This window comes from Kurthia massiliensis (genome assembly GCF_000285555.1).
Taxonomy (GTDB): domain Bacteria; phylum Bacillota; class Bacilli; order Bacillales_A; family Planococcaceae; genus Kurthia; species Kurthia massiliensis.
This window is the reverse complement of record NZ_HE610997.1, coordinates 134083-154913: the sequence shown is the minus strand read 5'-3', so window position 1 is coordinate 154913 and position 20831 is coordinate 134083. Positions and strand designations below refer to the sequence as shown.

Here is a 20831-nt window from a genome sequence, read left to right as displayed (position 1 = left end):
GCATTTTTAATAGAAAAAAGATGATTAATGATAAATTTTTTTTATTTGATATTATTGAAAAAAGAAAATTTTTTTCGTATAATAACGTTAATGAAAATGCTTACATTTTTAAAATTGAATATCAAGGGGATGAAGTAATTGGACGCTTATTTATTAGCCATTACATTTTTAGCAATCGTCATCGTCATTGTCGGTGTGTCAGTCTTTAAATGGCATGCGTTTATTAGCTTACTTATTGCAAGTTTATTTTTAGCGATTTTCTCTGGTATGTCCTTCGATAAAATTGTAACTGCTTACGAAACAGGTGTAGGTGGTTCTTTAGGACATTTAGTCGGTATTATCGCATTAGGTACCATTTTAGGGAAGATGCTTGCAGAATCAGGCGGCGGTTTACAAATCGCGAACTTCTTTATTAAAATTTTTGGTGAGAAATTATTGCCATGGGCGATGTTCTTATCAGGTTTTATTATCGGTATTCCTGTATTCTTCGAAGTAGGTCTTTTAATTGTTTTACCATTAATTATTTCAATCGCAAAAGCTTCTAAGAAAAACTTATTACTCATTGCATTGCCTGCAATCGCTGGTTTATCAATTGTTCACGGTTTAGTACCACCACACCCAGGCGCGGTCGCTGCAATTGGTATTTATGAAGCAGACATGGGTAAAGTATTACTATATGCATTAATTATTGCAATCCCAACTGGTATTATTGGTGGTCCGCTATTTGCAAGTTTCATTAGCAAACGCGTGAAACCAGAAGGCGAACCAAAAACAATCGTTGTTGAAGAAAAAGATCCTTCACAATTACCTTCTACAGGTATTTCATTCTTAATCGTATTATTACCAGTTATTTTAATGGTATTCGGTACGATGGCAGAATATTTAACGAACCTAATGGATCTTAGCAAAGGTACAGAGCACGTATTTGCATTTATCGGTAGCCCATTAATCGCGTTACTTATTTCTACATTTGTGGCTTATTACTTCCTAGGTATTCGCTTAGGTACGACGAAAAAACAAATTAAAGAATTTACAGAAGAAAGTATTCTTCCAGTAGGTTCAATCGTACTAATTATCGGTGCGGGTGCAGGTTTTAAACAAATTTTAATCGAGTCTGGTGTAGCGGAAACAATCGGTACATTAGCTGAAAACTTCAACTTATCACCACTTGTATTAGCATTTGTTATTTCAGGTCTTATCCGTATCGCAACAGGTTCTGCAACAGTCGCTTTAACAACTGCTGCTGGGATCGTTGCACCAATTATCGAAACAATGACAGGCGTTAACAAAGAGTTACTTGTAATCGTGACAGGTGCGGGTTCATTAATGTTCTCACACGTCAATGATGCAGGTTTCTGGATGGTAAAAGAATACTTAGGTCTATCTATTAAAGAAACATTTAAAACATGGACAGTCCTTGAAACAATTCTTGCATTCGTCGCGTTCATTCTAGCTTTAATTGTCAACGCATTTGTTTAAGTATATTAAATGGAATCGCACGAGCGGTTCCATTTTTATTTGAACGAAAAAAAGAGGCTACGTCAAAACGTAACACTCTTTTTTGCAATATGAATAAACCGCTTACATTTTGAAATGTTAAATTCGGGTATTAAGTATAGCGTGACGCACTTTTTTCATAGCTTCTGTTGATGTATCTTTACGGATGACCATTATGTTGACGTAAAGAGCATCGATCAAGCTTAATTGCGCAATACGGCTTGAGAGCGCTTCAGAACGGTATTCTGTTTCTTCAGAGCTCGTCACAAGCGATACTTCAGCTAATTGCGCTAAATTGGATTTTGGGAAGCCAGTGATTGCAATAAATTTCGCACCACTTTCTTGTACGACGCGTGCGATGTTCAACGTATCTCGGTTTTTACCAGAATGTGAAACGATAAGGGCTACATCGGTCGGTTTCATTTGACTCGCGGCCATTAATTGGAAGTGTGAATCGATAAATGAGTAACATTTAATACCTGTACGCACAAATTTATGATAAGCATCCATCGCAATGACCATCGAGCCACCAGTACCGAAGAAATAAACTTCCGTCGCATTTTCAAGCATATCGACAGCATGTGCTAACGCATCAGCATTTAAAATGTTTTGCGTATTTTCAAGTGTTTGAATATTAGATTTAAAGATTTTAGATGTAATCGTTTCCTCTGAGTCACCTTCTTGAATTTCTTCATGAATTTGTTGGAAAGGTGTCATCACTTCTTGTGCAAGGGCAATTTTCATTGCTTGATAGCCTTTGAAGCCGAGACGTTTACAAAAGCGAAAAACCGTTGCATCGGCAACATTTAGTTGCTCTGCGACACCATTGATTGTGTTTTGAATGATGTGCTCAGGATTTTCTAATACGAAATCAGCAATCTTTTTTTCCTTGTCACTAAGACGAGGATACATCGATTGAATTTTGCGTAATGTATTTTGCGTCATACGAAAACTCCTTTATATGAAAGTACATTTATTATAGCATATTCAATATTAGAAAAAAATTTTCTTGTTAATAGTTTGAAAGTGAAAAAAAATTCGGTATAATAGAAGAAAATAACGAACAATAAAGGAGCATGCCTTATGAATATCGGTTTAGTCGGCCTTGGTAAAATGGGCTTTAACTTAGCAGAAAACTTAATGGATCACCAACACACTGTCACAGCATTTGATGTTAATGAAGAAGCAGGTCAAAAATTTAATGAAATCGGTGGTACGTATGTACAATCTTTAGAAGCATTAGTGCAATCTTTAGAAGCACCACGCGTAATTTGGTTAATGGTACCAGCAGGTAAAATTACAATCCAAACAATCGAAACATTAAAAGGTTTATTATCAGCAGATGATATTTTAATCGACGGTGGTAACTCACACTACAAAGAAGCGATTGAATTTGCGGAGGAGTTAAAACAACAAGGCGTTCACTTCATGGATGTTGGTACATCAGGCGGTACATCAGGCGCTCGTAACGGTGCTTGCATGATGATCGGTGGTAATAAAGATGCATTCGCTCGCATTGAGCCATTCATTAAAGATATTTGTGTAGAAGGCGGTTACTTATATACTGGCGAAGCGGGTTCAGGCCACTTTTTAAAAATGATTCATAACGGTATTGAATACGGTATGATGGCTGCAATCGCAGAAGGTTTTGAAGTACTAGAGAAATCTAACTATGATTATGATTACGAAAAAGTAGCACACGTATTTAACAACGGTTCAGTTATCCGTTCATGGCTAATGGAATTAACAGAAAACGCATTTTCTAAAGATCCTAAACTAGATACAATTAAAGGTGTTATGCATTCTTCTGGTGAAGGTAAATGGACAGTGGAAACAGCCCTTGAACTAGGTACAGCTGTTCCTGTTACAGCGTTATCATTAATGATGCGTTACCGTTCTCAAGAAGACGATACATTCACTGGTAAAGTCGTTGCAGCACTTCGTAACGAATTCGGTGGACACGCTGTAGAGCGTAAATAATAAAAACATAACATGAAAACCACTCGATTTTTCGAGTGGTTTTTTGTTATTTATATCTCTTTCATGTGAACGAATCGTCAATTAAATGTATATACTACACCTTTAATGTAATTAAAAGGAATTAAATTCATTTGATGCATACATAAAAATCTGCGGTTATGTACATAAAATGTATTAAAATATCAAAAAAATACGGATTTATGTCGAATGTGTAAAAAAAATGTCGAATCACCGATAAAATGTAATCAACTAACGGTGAAAGAGGGCATCTGGAAACATGAAACGGTTTATGATCATCATGGCGAGTTGTTTAAGTTTATTAGTAGCAGGGACTGTTCAAAATGAACCTGCGCTCGCGAAAACATCATCAACAATGCAAGAAGTGGCAAAAGATGTTGAAAATCATTTACTTCAATTAGATAAAACATTTACAGTAAATTACACAGGGAATGGCAAAAAATTTGCAAAAGAAATTACAAAAGTAATTCCGACTGCTATTGATGAAAAAGCAGAAATTGATTCCATTGTGAAAACATATACAGTGACGTACTATACGAGCCATAATGGTGGCCAAGCAACATTCCATTTGAGTTACTATACAACGAAGGCAAAACAACAGAAGGCGCTTAAGAAGATTAAAGCAGTAGCAAAAGATATTAAAAAACGACATCCAAACAGTCAATACCAGCAAGTGAAAGCCGTACACAATTACGTTATTCAACAAACAACATATGATCATACAGAAGCAGATCGTTATTCGATTTATGGAGTTGTAAAAGATGGGCGTGCAGTGTGCCAAGGTTATGCGATGACAGCGTATTATTTACTGAAAGAACTTCATATAGATGTGCAATATGTGACAGGTGTTGCAGGTGGTGAAAATCACGCATGGAATAAAGTAAAACTAGGTGGATACTGGTACAATATGGATGCGACATGGGATGACACCGCATCTAAAAAAATAAATTATCGCTATTTTTTAATAAGCGATAAAGTACTAGCTTTGAATCACCAATGGGATAAGTCTTCATTCCCATATTCTCCTAAAAAATACACATCTAATTAACTAAAAAAGCTAGCGTAAATGCTAGCTTTTTTTATTTAGTAAGGTATACTTAAACGTATAATCATTAAAAGTGGGTGAAGTTATGTTAACAGAACAATTTTTAGCACGTATTCATTTAGAAGGAACAAAAATTGATATGAAAAGGCTACCACTTCTTTTAAGACATGTAGCACAATATATTCCTTTTGAAAATTTAGATGTCATGACCGGTACGTCCAAACCACTATCTACGGCGTACATGACAGAAAAAATTTTAGTAAATGGACGAGGTGGTCTCTGTTACGAAATCAATCCATTGTTGGCTGAAGTTTTGCGTGAGAACGATCTAAATGTTAAATTGATTTCTGCAACAATTTACGATACGCTACAACAACAATTTTCAAAAACAGGTTATACACATACGTTAATTTTATTAGAGGATCATGAGGAGCGTTACCTTATAGATGCTGGCTTCGGCAATAATGTACCACTTATGCCTATACCGCTAAATGGAGATGTTGTTTCATCAACGAATGGGGAATACAAAGTCATCGGTGATGAATTATTTATGAAACGTCGCTATCGAGATGAACAGTTTATATTAGCATATCGATTTAAATTGGAACCAATTTCTTGGAAGCAGCTGCAAATATCTCAACATATTATTGAGCAAAGCGAGGCATCTGTATTTAATAAACGCCCTTTATTAACAAAATGTACAGAAGAAGGAACCATTACACTATCGCAACATGAGCTAACTATTATGAAAAATGGTCTTAAAACGACGGAAACATTGACCCCGGAACAAGCGATGAAAGCTAAAAAACAATATTTCTATCAATAATAGAAGCTACGAGGCAAAACACCTAGATGAATAATTAGGTGTTTTGCCTTTTTAGTACTTAAAATAATTTATACTATAACTCGCCAGTCTATATAAAACATAAAAAAACGAAATAATATTACAATACATTTACAAAATGATTAAAATTAATTAAAAATTGGTAAAATTACGAAGTATTTTGTTAAAAATTACTTTATAATAGAAAAGATTCATATAGAAATTAGGAGGTTTATTTGTGAAAAAAATGGTAAAAAATATGCTTGCTGCTTCTGCACTACTCGCAACTGCTACTGTAGTCGCAACGGAAGGGCATGCAACAACAGAAACAGAAACCATTCCTTATAACGTTTTAAATTTAACAGCTTTAAAAACACAGAGTGTATCTTTAAGTAATACATCTTCATTTATACATACACAACCGGAAAGTAATGGACCGCTATTACCGTTAACAATCTCTACAACATTCAAATCATCGAATGTTTCAAATGTGATTTTAAATTATCACACTGAACTAGATACCGATTATAAACAAATTCCAATGAAAAATAATAACGGGACTTATAGCGTTGAATTATCTCCTGAGTTACGTCAAGGACAGAACATTACATATTATATGACTGCTGTTATCAATGGAGACTCAGAAAGTTCAGATGAATATACAATCTTCGAAAACCAACCTGATTATAATCCACAAAAAGTACCGCCATTGCTCATTACAGAAATTGTCGCACGTTCTACAAAAATTAATAATGCAGAAGCATATGAATATGTAGAAGTGTATAACAACTCTACGAATACAATTAACTTAAAAAATTATAATATCCAATATCGTTATCCTTCAAAAGGGGCAAAAGGTGATTTAATTTGGCCTGTACAAAATAAAGGTGATCTAAACTTAGAGCCTGGAAAAACGATGGTATTTTGGATTACAAATGATGAAAACCGTCATTTAACGATTCAAGATTTTAATGCAAATTATGGTAGTCAGCTAACGGAAGGGCAAAATATCGTACGTATTGAAGGCGGTAAATTAGCAAATTCTGATTATCGTGGTATTGCAATCGCAACAAATACTCGTATTGATGTCGCAACTGCTTTTTATAACCAAGATGAAAATAAATTGGATGTCGGTTTAAATCAAGGAATTGTCTATGCGTATCCAATTAACGGCAAAAAGAAAATGCGTATTATTTCGTCAAAAGAAATGAAAGGGACACCAGGTGAGATAGAGGGCTATCAAGTACCGACACAAAAAGTCACACCAACTCAATCTTATTATCCGCCAACGATTATAGATAACACAGAAGCAGAAAGTTTTTCAACAGAAGAAGATGCGCATTTAGCATTTCACATTACGGCAGATGTCGACTTAAAGACAGCGACATTTTATTACAAACGTAACGGCGATAGCGAGTATCAAGCGATGAATATGACGAAGGGGACAGATGGTTACTATCATGCTATTATCCCGCGTGCAGATTTAATCGGTCATACGTTATTTAAATATTATGTAGAAGCTTCAGATGGTGAACAAGTATCTAAAACAGGTATTACACCACTTGAAATTACAGGTTACGAAAAAATTTCTGGACTACAATTAAATGTAGATAACGGTACGTTGATTACAGGTAAAACAAATCTTAAAGCGATTCATCCAAAATCACCGACCGCTTCTACGATGACAATTGATGGCGTCGATGTAACCAATCAAATGACGTATGAATTACCTAAAGAATCATATTTTACATTTGAAGCGAATCAAACAGCGAACTATTATAAAAATGCGGTGACGATTAACGATACTATTTTACGTACTTTTGATGATCGTTATGATGACTTTACAGCTCTAACAGTGCCTGTGGATGCATCTCATTTCCAAAAAGGCGAACCACGTAAATTCCAAATTCGCGCAGGTTCAAAAGAATCTTCATTTGATACATCAGGTGCAAATTTAAATGATATTTTAGTACGTAATATGCGTCTCGTATTACATGATGGTACAACGTTATATCCAACTAATTATACAGATCCTCAAAAACCAATTGACATTGGGGATGCATCTGGTTCACCACGATATATTGAGCCATCATTTGATATTCCAGAACAGGCATTTAGTGCGAAATCGTACACATTAGATACGACAACACTTTCAGACGGTGAACATACAATCGTTGTAAAAAATGGTAAGACGAAAAAAACAGTGAAAGTAATTGTAGATAATAGTGCACCAGAAATTAATAGCTCTATTATTAACAATCAAACATATAAAGGTAACTTCACGATTGATGCAGAAGTCATCGATGCGAATGCAGGAGATGCACCGAGCGCTACATTAGATGGCGAACCAATCGAATTGCCATATGATACGTCAAGTGCACAACTATCTGCTGGAACACATACAATCGTGTATCAAGTAGCCGATCGCCTTGGGAATACAACGAAGAAAAAGATTAAGTTTAAAACAAAAGAAGAAATGCCTTACGATCCAGAATTAATCGCACCAACTAAAAATGGTGTAACAGATACAACGGCACCTTTATTAAAAGTAAAAGTTTCTGACCCAACACATGATAACCTACACGTATCATTTAATAAAGGTTATACGTACACACCTGCAGATTCAGAAGTAACAACAGTCGAAAATAATGCAGACCAAGAACCACCAGAACAGTTATCACCAATTGGCGAAGTGACAGTGCGTGATACTGCAGCTATTGAAAAAGTAGACGGCACGTATTTGACAACGACAAGTAAGGAAAAATATCCATATCATCGCTTCCAATTGAACGTTGATAGCTCTGTAACAGCAGATGACGATATTGAAATTAACTGGGAAGGGAAATCTCTTCTTGGTCGTAAAGTAACAATGTACGTATGGAATTATGATACTTCTAAATGGGAAGCGAAAATTTGGAAAATCGCGGATAGTACGAAAAACTTTAAATTAAGCACATTAATTAAAGGTGAGCAATATATCCGACACCACCAAGTACAAGTGATGGTACAAGATGAAATTGCTGAAACGTCACAATTCGATTATTCATTTATTTGGATGGGTGATACGCAATACTACTCTAAAAGTTATCCACACATTTATAATCGCATGACATCATGGGTGGCTAATCAAAAAGCAGCATTAAATATTAAATATGTATTCCATTCAGGTGATTTAGTCGATACGTATGATAATACGAAACAATGGAAAGTAGCAGACACTGCAATGCGCACATTAGATACAGCAGGCGTTGCGTACGGTGTACTTGCTGGAAACCATGACGTTACAAGTACGACGCATAAAGATGCGGATTACACATACTACAATCAATATTTCAGCGACAAACGTTTTGCAGATAAATCGTATCGTGGTGGCTCATACAAAAATAATCGCGGTAGTTACGATTTAGTGAGTGAAAAAGGCACAAGTTACATTATGATGAATATGGGCTGGGAAATTGGTGACGAAGAAGTTGCTTGGATGAACAGCATTCTGAAAAAATATCCAGAACGTAAAGCGATTTTGAACTTCCATGAATATTTAGGCACAGACGGTCAACGTACAGATACAGGTAACTACTTATTTGAAAAAGTCGTAAAACCGAACAAAAATGTCATTGCTGTATTATCGGGTCACTTATCAGATGCTGAAACAAAAGTTGATGCGATTGACGATGATAAAGACGGTAAAACAGACCGTAAAGTGTACCAAATGTTAATGGACTATCAAAGTGGTGCTGAAGGTGGACAAGGGTTCTTACGTATTTTAAAAGTAAATCCAGTCAACAATAAAATTAAAGTAGAAACATATTCACCATATTTAGATAAATACAATTACTACGATCCACAAGATTATCCTGAAAAAGACCAATTTGAAATGGATGTTCAAGTAGCGCCAGAAGAAAAAATGGTCGCAACAGATGCAATCCACTTTAATGTTTACACGAACCAAAAAATTGGTGAATTACATGACGTTACAGATGGGGATACTGTTCAAACGAGATGGTCAGGATTAGAAACAAATCATAAATACAATTGGTATGTGAAATTATCAGATGCTTTCGGTGGGGAAAAACGTTCACCTGTATGGCAATTTACATCAGGTAAAACGGTCGATACATCAAATCATGCGAAAACAATTACGATTAAAGATAAAGATCAAAATGTGCTAGCAACGCAAAAAGCAGAAAGCGGCTATGAAATTCCTGTCCCTTCAAAAGAAAATGCGATTTTCGAAGGTTTATATACAGATGCAACGTTTAAAACAGCCGTTAAGCGTAGCGATGTCTTTACAAAAGAAACAACACTTTATGCGAAATTTGCTACTGCACCAACTGTAGTAAGTATCGCTTCAACATCGTACACATATAACTCTGCAACATTAAATTGGACACCATTAGCGGAAGCGAATGGCTACGAAGTGTATCGCTCAACGAAAAAAATAGTGGTTATGAGTTAATTGGTACGACAGATAAAGCAACGTATAAAGATAAAAAACTAACGACAGGTACGAAATATTATTATAAAGTAAGAGGGATTTACACAGTAGGTGACGTTACACTACGTGGAGAAGCGTCAGAAGCAACATTCGTAAAACCTGTTACTGCAACAACTGTATTATCAGCTTTAATGAAAAAATCAACGACTGTTTCAGGTAGTTTTAAAAAGGTAAGTGGCGCTGAAGCGTATGTTGTGTATCGTTCTAGTAATGGTGGTATGTATAAAAAAATTGCGACGCTCGATGCGAAAACAGTCAAATTCACCGACAAAACGACAAAAAAAGGAAATAGTTACACATATAAAGTACGCAGCTATCGTACAGTAAACGACAAAAAAATATATAGTAGCTATTCAAATACACGTACGATTAAATTAAAATAGTTCGTGATAATTGTAAAAATAGGGACATCACATCGTGTGGTGTCTTTATTTTTCGTTCATTTATAGGTAAAAATAACTTAAAATTAGTTAGATGTTAATCTTAAAATCATATTTATAATAATTAGATGATTTTTTATGGGGAAACCTCAGATTTTTTATGCTATTATTGATTAATGCTAAAAGTTACGTAGGAGGAATTTAACATGCGCATCGTCATTTGCGATGATAACTACTCAACGATCAATTTCGTACATAATTCATTAGAACGTCTCGTTAAGAGGGAAGAATGGGAAGTTGAGTTTTTATTAACAACAAGAAAATATACATCTGTACAACAATTCATAAGACAACGTCATGCGGAAGCATATTACATAAGTTTAGATTTAAAAGATTACGATGGATTAGCGCTTGCAGCAGAGATACGTGCTGCTGATCCAAAAGCCGCAATTATTTTATTATCTAACACACCAGCGAAATTAGCAGCAGCTGATGACCGTGTCTTACAAAGTTATCAAATGCTCCTTCAAGAACAAACAGCTCACTTTGAAAAACGTCTCACAGAAGGATTTACGGCATTATACGCAAAAAAAGGCTAACAATTTATTAGCCTTTTTTTGCATTTTAACGGCCAATATGCGATAAAGAAATAGGGTGATATATTGGAACAGTTATCAAATTTCAGAGATATGGGTGGCGTCTTTACAAAAGATCATAGACGCGTGAAAGAAGGATTATTATTCCGCTACGGCGCGCTGGCAGATGCTACAGAAAATGATTTACGTGCATTAGAAGCCTTGAAACTTCAAACAGTTATTGATTACCGAGATGATATTGAAGCGGAAAAACAACCGTCTCCAGCATTAAATCAAGTTGAAATGATTCGTATTGCTGCACGTAAAGATAGTGGCGGAGACGCGATGAAGTCGATGTCGATGGAGCAGTTGTTTGGCAATAAAGAATTGCTCACAAAAATTTCTCCACAATTATTTGCGCAATTTTATGCGGAATTGCCGTTCGATAATGAAGTGTACCGCGTATTAATACGAAAGGTAGCAACGAAACAAGTACCTTTATTACATCATTGCTCAGCTGGGAAAGATCGTACTGGTGTCGGGGCAGCACTCATTTATTTATTGTTAGGCGTAGATGAAGAAACCATCATGAAAGAATATTTACTCACAAATGCTTACATTGAAGCGCATCCGCCACGATGGTATCAATTTGCGGTGCAACATTTAGGAGACCATCCTGTATTAAAAACATTAGCAGGGTGCGACCCATTGTTTTTAACAAGTGTTTTTGACGCAATCAAAAAAAGATACGGCACATATGATGCATACTTTTTAAAGGAGCATCAATTAGATATGAAAGAAATTTCTGAGATTCGACACTTTTACACCGTTTCTGTTTGATTTGCGCACGTATAATAAGGTTAGGAGTATTTCTAATCTTAATGTAGAGGGAGATCCATATGAAACAACTTATTTTCAGTATAATTACGCTCATTTTATGGGGCGTCACAACTTGGTTATGGATTCCGGTAATGACCGAGTTTTTAGGACCACTCAATCTATTTGTACATATTGTTGGAGCGCTTATGTACGGTGCGTTACTTGGTTTATTTGCATTGCTTGTTTTGTTTCAACAACAACGTTTTGCTGTATGGAAAGTAATGACATGGATTATCGTAATAGCTACGATTGTAATGCTCGCAATATCATTTCGTTAAAGTATATAGCGAAGGTTATGTAGAACGATACATAACCTTTTTTTGATTAGATAAAACAATATAATTAACTAAATTTTCTAAAAATTAAGTTTATTTACTGAAAAATTGTGGAATTTGAACAGTAATGATAAAGGAGGAGATACGTTATGATTATCATGGTAATGGTTTTCGGTATTGTCATTCTTACTACTTTCCCCATCTTATTTATTTGGCTTTATCAACGACAACGAGTAAAAGATTTAGAACGTGCTATGTATTATTTAAGCCATACAGGAATTCAATATCATAAAGACATTCCAACAATCGTTTCTTCTCAGCCGTCTATACAACAAGGGTTTCAAAGATTAAGTCTAAAAAAAGCGACCGATTAACAGGTCGCTTTTTTAATGAATGTCATATTCTTTCATTTTGTTGTACAGCCAAGTGCGACTGTATCCGAGTTCTTTACATGTTTTAGAACGGTTTCCGCCATTTCTCTCAAGTGCATCAACGATTAATTGTCGCTCATGTTGCGCTAATTCTTCAGCTAATACAGTCGTTTTAAGAGATTTTGTTGCTTCTTGCTGTATAAAGATGTCTCCGAGTGCCGGAAGTATTTCACGCGTAATCCAGCCGTCTGTTGCCAAGTTGGCCGCTCGTTCTAAAATATTATGCAGTTCTCGGACGTTTCCTGGCCATTGATACTGCATGAGCGCCGATAACGCATTTTGCATCATACCTTCAATATGGAAACCATCTTCCCGTAACTTTTGAATAATCGCCTCACAAATGTCTGGAATGTCCATCAGTCGCTCCCGTAATGGTGGTATTTGGATTTGCATAATATTTAAACGGTAATACAAATCTTGGCGGAATGTCCCATCTCGAATCATTTGCTCTAAATCTCGATTCGTTGCCGCAATGATTTTCGTATTTAATAAAATCTTTTTCGTACTACCGACAGGAGAAAACTCTTTCTCTTGTAATACACGTAAAAGCTTCGCCTGTAAATCTAGCGACATATCGCCGATTTCATCTAAAAACAATGTCCCATTTTGTGCGATTTCAAATTTTCCTTTTTTTCCGCCACGCTTAGCGCCTGTAAACGCACCATCTTCATATCCGAAAAACTCGGATTCCATTAACTCTTTCGGAATGGCAGCACAGTTTACTTCGACAAAATGACCTGTTTGCGCGCTCGCGACATGAATGCCATGCGCAAACAATTCTTTCCCAGTGCCACTCTCTCCACGTAATAACACCGTAGACCGACTTTTCGCCGCCAGTTGTGCTTCAAAAATCGCTTTCTGAATTTCTGGCGATTGTCCCGCAATACTGGCAAATGAATATTTTGTTCCTTTGATCGACTGAATTTCATCCTCGTATTGCGATACGCGTTTTTCTAACTCGGATACACGTTTAAGCGCTCCTTGCAATTGCTTTAATCCACGATACGTAATTTTGCAAATAATGCCGAGCGTCTCATTATGTGCAACGAGTGGTATCACGGTTACTAAACATTGCATGTTGGCAATCATTGCTGGCGTATTTACATAATGAATGCCTTTATCAAGTACACCAACGAAATCGACATCGGGCAATAATTGGTCGATCGGCTCTTCTAATAACTCCTGTTGTTCCTTGTGGAATAATTCACAACAACCATTGTTGACCATCGTAATCGAACCGGATTCATCGGTGAGCAATAACGCATCATAAGCGAGTGACATCGTCGACTGTAATTTCGCTTGCCATTCTTTTGAAATATGTAATTCATTCGTTAACGTTTCGATATTTGTCCAGTCTTCTACTAAGATGACACTGCCGATTAATTGATGCTGGCGCTTTAGAGGGAAACATTGTACGAGCAATGTACGCGATGGTAAAACAAGCTTTTGTCGCGTCGGCCCAGCATCTTCGAAAAGCACTGGATCCGTTACCGCAAAAATCATATCGCGCTCCGCTTCTGTTAATTGTTTATACAGCTCAATCGCATTCGGATTTTGCGACAAAATATTTTTTGCTGTATCGAGTGTTGCGAGCGCGAACGGTAAATGTTCAATGACGAGTTGCCATTGATTTTCTAAACGCTCATATAAGTGATCATACGCTGTTAAAATTTGCGATGTCGATAGTAAACCGACTGGAACGAGTGCATCGTTAACAATTGGCGCATGTCCGAGCTGATTCGTCATTAAAATACTTTTCGCTTCTTCAATCGTCGCATCATCTTCTAAATAAATCACTTGTTTTAATATGAGGGGCTCAATGGCATCAGACAATTTCATTTCATGTGCGATACCACGCAACAATCTGTTCTTTGTCACAATGCCAATCAATTCTGCTTGGTCATTAATGACAGGTAAAATTTGTGAAGGCGTTTTTAAAAATTGATGCAATGCTTCTTGTACCGTATCAGTGACAACTAAACTTTTAAACTGTGTCACCATAAAATCCTGAATATACATGTTGTACACCACCTTTTACAATATTGTACAGAAAAGTGAACAACTTTACAAAAATGTGCTCGAAAGTGAACAATTTTTGTGCGAAAATACCGTAAAATTCATTGGCACAGTTCTTGCATCTAGTAATGTATAGCGAAGAAGGAGTGATTGATATGGTAACGAAAAGAAGACAAGAAGATGACGAATTATTATTATTCCGTAAATCAATTCAAGGCTTTGCGGATAAATATATTGCCCCTTATTACGAAGAATGGGAAGAAGCGGGAACGATTCCACGTGAATTATGGCGTAAACTTGGCGAAGAAGGGCTACTTTGCATCGACGTTCCAGAAGAATATGGCGGTATGGGCGTGCCATATCGATACGCTTCACTCGTTGTCGAGGAACTAACACGATTAGGCTTTACGACAATTGCGATTAACATTACGGTACATGCCAACATCGTCGCGCATTATGTATTAGGCTCAGGGACAGAAGAACAAAAACAATATTATTTACCAAAATTAGCTTCTGGTGAAATGGTCGGTGCGATTGCAATGACAGAGCCAGGTGCAGGTAGTGACTTACAAGGAATGAAAACGACTGCAGTGTATGACGAGGCGACAGATACATATCGCTTAAGCGGTTCTAAAACATTTATTACGAATGGCCAATTAGGTGACTTTATCGTTGTCGCAGCGATTACAGACGCCACAGTAGCCCCAGCGAAAGGGACATCGTTATTCATTTTAGATGATCCAGAAACGCCAGGCTTTGCGCGTGGTAAAAACTTAAAGAAAATCGGCTTGCATTCTTGTGATACGTCCGAGTTGTTTTTCGATGACGTGATTTTACCCGCTTCTCATATTTTAGGAGAGAAAAATAAAGGGTTTATTACGCTCATGCAAGAACTACCACGTGAACGCCTGACATTAGCAGTTTGTGCACAAGGCGCGATGGAAGGTGCGCTTGAATGGACGATTCAATACATTCAAGAACGCGAAGCATTCAAAAAGAAAATTAGTGACTTCCAAAATACGCGTTTTAAAATTGCGGAAATGAAAACGAAAGTGCGTCTGCATCGCGCGTTTATAGATGAGTGTATGACATTGATTGAACAAGATGCGCTAGATACCGCAACAGCAAGTATGGCGAAACTCACATGTTCTGAAGCGCAGGGAGAAGTTGTCGACGGTTGTTTACAACTATTCGGTGGTTATGGCTATATGACAGAGTATCCGATTTCACGTGCATTTGTAGATGCGCGTGTACAACGCATTTACGGCGGAACGTCTGAAATTATGAAACAAATTATCGCTAACGACATTTTAGGAAAGTAGGGTGCTTATGGGACCGTTAACTGGATTAAAAATACTCGATTTTTCAACGTTACTCCCTGGACCGTTTGCGACGATGATATTAGCAGACCTCGGAGCAGAAGTGTTGCACGTAGAAGCCCCTGGCAAGCGAGATGTTGTGAAAGATTTAAAACCACAGCTTGAAAGTGGGCAATCGGCGAGTTATGAACAACTCAATCGTGGCAAAAAAACGATTGAAATTGATTTGAAATCGCCGGAAGGAAAAAAACAAGTACACGCATTGCTTGAAGAATACGATATCGTCGTTGAGCAATTTCGCCCAGGTGTCATGGATCGACTCGGTTTTGGATATGCGTCATTAAAAGAACAGTACCCATCACTCATTTATTGTGCGATTACAGGTTACGGCCAAACCGGTCCCTTGGCAAATCATGCAGGACATGACATTAACTATTTAGCACTCTCTGGCATTGCAAATGGGCTGCGCAGAAAAGGGGAACGACCTGTTGCGAGTAGTATGCAAATTGCGGACCTCGGTGGCGGCGCACTCCACGGTGTCATCGCCATTTTAACGGCCTATATTGAACGTTTACGTACCGGTACAGGGCGTTATTTAGATATTAGTATGTTTGATGCCGCTTTATCGTTACACCCGTTATTCGGACCGATGCAACTCGCGTTAGGCGAAGACATTGAACCGGAGGCAGAAGAATTAAATGGTGGTAGTTTCTACGATTACTACGAAACTGCAGACGGTCGGTACGTCGCAGTCGGTTCATTAGAATTAAAATTTCAAAAGCGTTTATGTGAATTGCTCGCGATTCCGAATTGGTTTGAGCTATCGATTGAAGCACAAAAAGAAGCATTGATCGAAGCGATTCGTACCAAAACCTTTGCGCAGTGGCAAGTCATTTTAGCAGATGAAAGTGAATTATGTATGACGCCTGTTCTCACATTTTTAGAGGCGGCGAAACAGCCTCATGCGCAAGCAAGAGGACTTATCAATGACACACAAATTCAATCACCATTACATTTTACAGAGAAAAAGGGAGAGATGATTTAATGCGTATTCAAGATAAAGTAGCCATCGTGACAGGAGCAGCATCAGGACTTGGTTTTGCGACAGCCCAAATGCTTGTCGATAACGGAGCTAAGGTAAATATTTTTGATGTGAATGAGGAACGCGGACAGGAAGCGGTACAAGCACTTGGGCATAATGCAACGTTTCATCAAGTAGATGTGACAAGTGAAGAAGATGTACAACAAGCGATTCAAAACATTATCGACACACAAAATCATTTAGACATTGTCGTGAACTGCGCAGGCATTGGACCGCCGGCGAAAGTATTCGGTCGTAAAGGTGTGATGCCGCTTGATTTCTTTAAAAAAATCATCGACATTAATTTGGTCGGTACGTTTAATGTATTGCGCCTTGCGGTAGAACAAATGGCGAAAAATGATGTGTCGGACGACAATGCAGATCGCGGCGTCATTATTAATACAGCGTCTATTGCTGCATTTGATGGACAAATGGGACAAGCTGCATATAGCGCGAGTAAAGGAGCAATTGCAAGTATGGCACTTCCAATCGCCCGCGACTTAGCGAGCGTTAACATTCGTATCAATACGATTGCGCCAGGTTTATTCGAAACACCGTTGATGCAAGGAATGCCAGAAAATGCGCTACAGTCGCTACGCCAAATTCCAGAGTATCCGAAACGTCTCGGTGACCCTTCTGAATACGCTTTCACAGCGAAGTATATGATTGAAAGTGACTATTTAAATGCTGAACTCATTCGTTTAGATGCGGCAACGCGTATGCCAGCAAAATAATGGGTTACCAAATAAGCAAATAACTACTATAATGTTAAGGAGCCAAATTGATGGCTCCTTACTTTTATTTACGGGGAGGGACAGCATGGAAACTTCATCTGTTTTGGCAGCGGATTGTTTTTTACTCGCAGGACGTTTGCTTATGCAAAGTGGCGCTGAAACGTATCGTGCAGAAGATACGATGTTACGTATGGCACGCTCACAAGGTTATCAAGACGCCCAAAGTTTCGTGACGCCGACCGGGATTATTTTTTCTGCAGGTCATGAAAGTCCGACACGTATCGCGCAAATACCGCGACGTGCGACAGATTTATCGAAAATCGCGGCGATTAATGCGATTTCACGCGCCCTCACAGCAAATCAACTTACGTTAGAAGAAGCATATGAGCAATTAAAGGCGCTCGAAAATAAAAATTTATTCCCATCAGAGCTCGCACAAGTCATTTTTGCGGCCATTGCGAGTGGCTGTTTTGTTATTTTATTTATGGGTTCCGTATGGGACATGCCTGCAGCAGCTGTTGCGGGTGGTGTTGGTCACTGGGTATGTTTACGTATGAATGCCATTACGAAAGTGAAATTTTTTGCGGAATTTACAGCATCTATTGCTGTCGGGATTTTGACGATTCTCGCGCTCCACTTCGGTTTAGGGGTTGAAGAAGATAAAATTATTATCGGGGCTGTCATGCCACTCGTACCAGGTGTACCAATTGCGAATGCGGTACGTGATATGATGGCTGGACATTTCGTATCTGGTGTCACAAAAGGAGCGGAGGCTTCACTCACTGCACTCGCAATCGGTTCAGGTATTGCATTCGTGCTTATTTTATTTTAAGGAGGCCGACAAATGGATTACATATTACAACTCGTTTGTGCATTCGTTGCCACATATGGGATTGCAATTATTTTTAACGCACCGAAATCAACTTTAAAACATTGCGGCCTCGTCGGTATGATTGGCTGGCTCATTTATTACGCGATGATCAAACAACAAGTCGACAGTGTAACAGCTTCATTTTGTGGCTCGTTCATCATTTCCATCGTCGCCCATTATCAATCGTTCAAACATAAAACACCGATGTTAATTTTTGTGGTAGGTGGCATTATCCCACTCGTACCAGGGGGACTTGCTTATGAAGCAATGCGCCACGTCGTTGCTAACGAATACAATGAATCGCTTCAATTTTTCTTAAAAACCGGTATTATTACAGGTGCTATCGTCATGGGACTTGTCATTGCAGAAGTACTCGTGCAAATGTATCGTAAAATGATCAGACGCTTCAAAAAAGTGAAAACGTTCAACTAATCGCTAACCGCCAGCCATTTGCTCGGCGGTCTTTTTTATTTTAGAAAGAATTTTCAGAAAAATGTTGACGGCTGTTTTAATCTGTTATATATTATTGTCATAAATAAAAATTGTTATATAACAAGAGAGGATGTTTATGATGGAAATGTATCGCGAAGGTTATCGTATTTATTGTGAGGCTTGCCAACAACATGGGTTGGAGTCGATGAACTTTTATTTGTTCGTAAAGAATTTAACGGAGGAGCAATTAAATGCCTATAACGTGCATAAGAAAGAGGGAGAACGTCTCGGAAACGCCAGTTAAACAATACTTATATCAATCGTCTGATCGCTATTTTATGAATGAAATGCGATGAGGCGATTTTATTTTTATGCCGTAAAAGCATGGCTTTTCCATATGTCTTCAAGAAAACGATACAATCTGCATCCTAACAGATTCTTTTTTTTACATTATTTCGTATAATAGACATAATGAACAAGGAGGGATTTTATGCGTCATCCACTTAATTGTATAGCAATTTGTTCTTTATTAGCAATCCCTTCAATGGGTATGAACGCGCAAGCAAAGGCATTATATAGCGATGAACAACCAACGAACCAATTGAAAAAACTACATATCCCACTCGCATGGGAAAAAGGGTATTCAGGCAAGGGGGTTCGCATCGCTGTAATTGATACAGGCGTGAATAAAAACAGTCAATTATTATCAAACGTAAAAATACGCAAAACCTTTACAGCAGATAACCCGAAAACAAAAATAAATGAAGGTGATGTACTAGATCGTTTTGAAGAAGGTCACGGTACAGGTGTCGCAGCCATTATCGGTGCCAAACCGTTAAAACAATCTGATGACTATTCAATCATTAGCGTCGCGCCAAAAGTAACTTTACTTTCTTATAAATATAAAGATGGTACAGAAGAAGGCGACGTCAAAGAGCTCATCGAAGCGATTGATGCAGCGATTGATGACGGTGTAGATATTATCAACATCTCATCTGGTTTAAAAAGTGACATCCCTGCATTACATAAAGCAATCAAACGAGCGGTTGCACAAAACATTGTCGTCGTTGCGTCTGCGGGTAACAATAAGCAAAAAACAGTAACATATCCCGCTCGTTATTCAGAAGTGATTGCGGTAACGTCTGTGTCATCTAAAAATAAACGAAGTAGCTTTGCTAATTACGGAAAAGGCATTGATTTTGTCGCGCCTGGTGAAAATATTCCGACGATTTCTGTAAAAGGCGATTTATATGAGGCGAGTGGTACGTCATTTGCAACACCATTTATTACTGGAATGGTAGCGTTATTAAAAGAACAATATCCATATGCTTCTCCTGCACATTTGAAGAAAAAACTAAGTCTTTACGCGAAAGATTTAGGCGTTGAAGGATATGACACATCGTACGGGTACGGTATGCCTATCTACAGGTATTCTAAACCGACAACTTCATTACCACCTAGTACCTATGAAGTCGTGGACGTCACAGATCATGAAGCTTTGTTAAAGTTTCCGAAAACAACAGCGGATACGTGGGACACAATCATTGTGTCATTACATGGAGAAGAGATTGGGCGTACACAAGAAGATTCATTCAAATTGCGTGACTTATCGTCTGATATTGTACAACTGATAGAACTACGCGCAGTTAATCAACATGGTGACAGCGCATCTCCTGTAGAATTTACTTTTGTAACTGAAAAAGATACATCGCCACCAAAAAAAGCTTCTAATATTCAAATGCGCTTCGCAACGAATGAAAAAGCACGTATTACTTGGCAAGTACCTGACACACCAGACTACGCGTATGCTAAAATTTATTTAAATGGCCAATATGTAGGTAAATCTACAACGAAAAGCTTTACGACGAAACCGTTAAACCGTAAAAAGACATACAAAGTTAGTATCGTCTTATACGATAAAAGTGGATTGACGTCTAAAGCGACTTCTACATTACTAGCAACGAATTAGGGGTGAATGAC

At 37.8% G+C, this 20831-nt stretch carries 19 protein-coding genes; 17 read left to right on the top strand and 2 right to left on the bottom strand.

All coding sequences use genetic code 11. The features are described from left to right. The first annotated feature begins 138 nt into the window (after positions 1-138). Positions 139-1479 carry a GntT/GntP/DsdX family permease gene (locus KMHG_RS05100; protein WP_010287579.1) on the top strand — a complete coding sequence of 447 codons (1341 nt, stop codon included), beginning with the start codon at positions 139-141 and terminating at the stop codon, positions 1477-1479. Positions 1480-1596: 117 nt separating this feature from the next. Here KMHG_RS05100 and KMHG_RS05095 read toward each other — a convergent pair whose 3' ends face one another. Continuing rightward, a complete protein-coding gene (locus KMHG_RS05095) occupies positions 1597-2442 on the bottom strand; it encodes a MurR/RpiR family transcriptional regulator (RefSeq protein ID WP_010287578.1) in 846 nt (281 codons plus the stop codon). Positions 2443-2580: 138 nt separating this feature from the next. On the opposite strand from KMHG_RS05095, the gene gnd reads away from it, so the two are divergent. The 9 genes from gnd to KMHG_RS05050 all read left to right on the top strand — a co-directional run bounded on the left by gnd (position 2581) and on the right by KMHG_RS05050 (position 12341). After that, positions 2581-3477, top strand: coding sequence for a phosphogluconate dehydrogenase (NAD(+)-dependent, decarboxylating) (gnd, locus tag KMHG_RS05090; protein WP_010287577.1), 897 nt, complete (start codon positions 2581-2583; stop codon positions 3475-3477). Between the two features lie 277 nt (positions 3478-3754). Next, on the top strand, positions 3755-4543 hold the full coding sequence (locus tag KMHG_RS18320) for a transglutaminase domain-containing protein (protein ID WP_010287576.1): 789 nt from the start codon (positions 3755-3757) through the stop codon (positions 4541-4543). 82 nt (positions 4544-4625) lie between these two features. Continuing rightward, positions 4626-5366 (top strand): arylamine N-acetyltransferase family protein, encoded by a 741-nt coding sequence (locus tag KMHG_RS05080; protein WP_010287575.1) that lies wholly within the window; start codon positions 4626-4628, stop codon positions 5364-5366. A gap of 244 nt (positions 5367-5610) precedes the next feature. Further along, complete coding sequence (locus KMHG_RS17405) at positions 5611-9819, top strand: lamin tail domain-containing protein (protein WP_238984676.1); 4209 nt, start codon at positions 5611-5613, stop codon at positions 9817-9819. Next, positions 9747-10241, top strand: a complete 495-nt coding sequence (locus tag KMHG_RS05070) for a fibronectin type III domain-containing protein (protein ID WP_010287572.1) — start codon at positions 9747-9749, stop codon at positions 10239-10241. The genes KMHG_RS17405 and KMHG_RS05070 overlap by 73 nt, the downstream gene beginning before the upstream one ends. Positions 10242-10444: 203 nt before the next feature. Next, positions 10445-10837 (top strand): response regulator, encoded by a 393-nt coding sequence (locus tag KMHG_RS18315; RefSeq protein ID WP_010287570.1) that lies wholly within the window; start codon positions 10445-10447, stop codon positions 10835-10837. A gap of 63 nt (positions 10838-10900) precedes the next feature. Then, the gene (locus KMHG_RS05060) at positions 10901-11653 is read left to right on the top strand and encodes a tyrosine-protein phosphatase (RefSeq protein WP_010287568.1); all 753 of its coding nucleotides are present in this window, start codon (positions 10901-10903) and stop codon (positions 11651-11653) included. Positions 11654-11712: 59 nt separating this feature from the next. After that, on the top strand, positions 11713-11970 hold the full coding sequence (locus KMHG_RS05055; RefSeq protein WP_010287566.1) for a hypothetical protein: 258 nt from the start codon (positions 11713-11715) through the stop codon (positions 11968-11970). Between the two features lie 146 nt (positions 11971-12116). Further along, positions 12117-12341 carry a hypothetical protein gene (locus KMHG_RS05050; protein ID WP_010287565.1) on the top strand — a complete coding sequence of 75 codons (225 nt, stop codon included), beginning with the start codon at positions 12117-12119 and terminating at the stop codon, positions 12339-12341. Positions 12342-12353: 12 nt separating this feature from the next. Here the strand turns inward: KMHG_RS05050 and KMHG_RS05045 are convergent, their stop codons facing one another. Next, positions 12354-14417: a sigma-54-dependent Fis family transcriptional regulator gene (locus KMHG_RS05045; protein WP_010287564.1), complete on the bottom strand. Its 2064-nt coding sequence runs from the start codon at positions 14415-14417 to the stop codon at positions 12354-12356. 152 nt (positions 14418-14569) lie between these two features. Between KMHG_RS05045 and KMHG_RS05040 the strand changes: the two genes are divergently transcribed. The 7 genes from KMHG_RS05040 (at position 14570) to KMHG_RS05010 (ending at position 20820) form a co-directional block, all read left to right on the top strand. Further along, positions 14570-15736, top strand: coding sequence for an acyl-CoA dehydrogenase family protein (locus tag KMHG_RS05040; protein ID WP_010287563.1), 1167 nt, complete (start codon positions 14570-14572; stop codon positions 15734-15736). A gap of 7 nt (positions 15737-15743) precedes the next feature. Next, on the top strand, positions 15744-16778 hold the full coding sequence (locus KMHG_RS05035; protein WP_010287562.1) for a CaiB/BaiF CoA transferase family protein: 1035 nt from the start codon (positions 15744-15746) through the stop codon (positions 16776-16778). Next, positions 16778-17548 (top strand): SDR family NAD(P)-dependent oxidoreductase, encoded by a 771-nt coding sequence (locus KMHG_RS05030; RefSeq protein ID WP_010287560.1) that lies wholly within the window; start codon positions 16778-16780, stop codon positions 17546-17548. The genes KMHG_RS05035 and KMHG_RS05030 overlap by 1 nt, the downstream gene beginning before the upstream one ends. A gap of 85 nt (positions 17549-17633) precedes the next feature. Beyond that, positions 17634-18380, top strand: a complete 747-nt coding sequence (locus KMHG_RS05025; protein ID WP_010287559.1) for a threonine/serine exporter family protein — start codon at positions 17634-17636, stop codon at positions 18378-18380. Positions 18381-18392: 12 nt separating this feature from the next. Continuing rightward, positions 18393-18851, top strand: coding sequence for a threonine/serine exporter family protein (locus KMHG_RS05020; protein WP_010287558.1), 459 nt, complete (start codon positions 18393-18395; stop codon positions 18849-18851). Between the two features lie 136 nt (positions 18852-18987). Continuing rightward, positions 18988-19155 (top strand): hypothetical protein, encoded by a 168-nt coding sequence (locus tag KMHG_RS05015; protein ID WP_010287555.1) that lies wholly within the window; start codon positions 18988-18990, stop codon positions 19153-19155. A gap of 186 nt (positions 19156-19341) precedes the next feature. Beyond that, positions 19342-20820: a S8 family peptidase gene (locus KMHG_RS05010; RefSeq protein WP_010287553.1), complete on the top strand. Its 1479-nt coding sequence runs from the start codon at positions 19342-19344 to the stop codon at positions 20818-20820. The last annotated feature ends 11 nt before the right edge of the window (positions 20821-20831 follow it).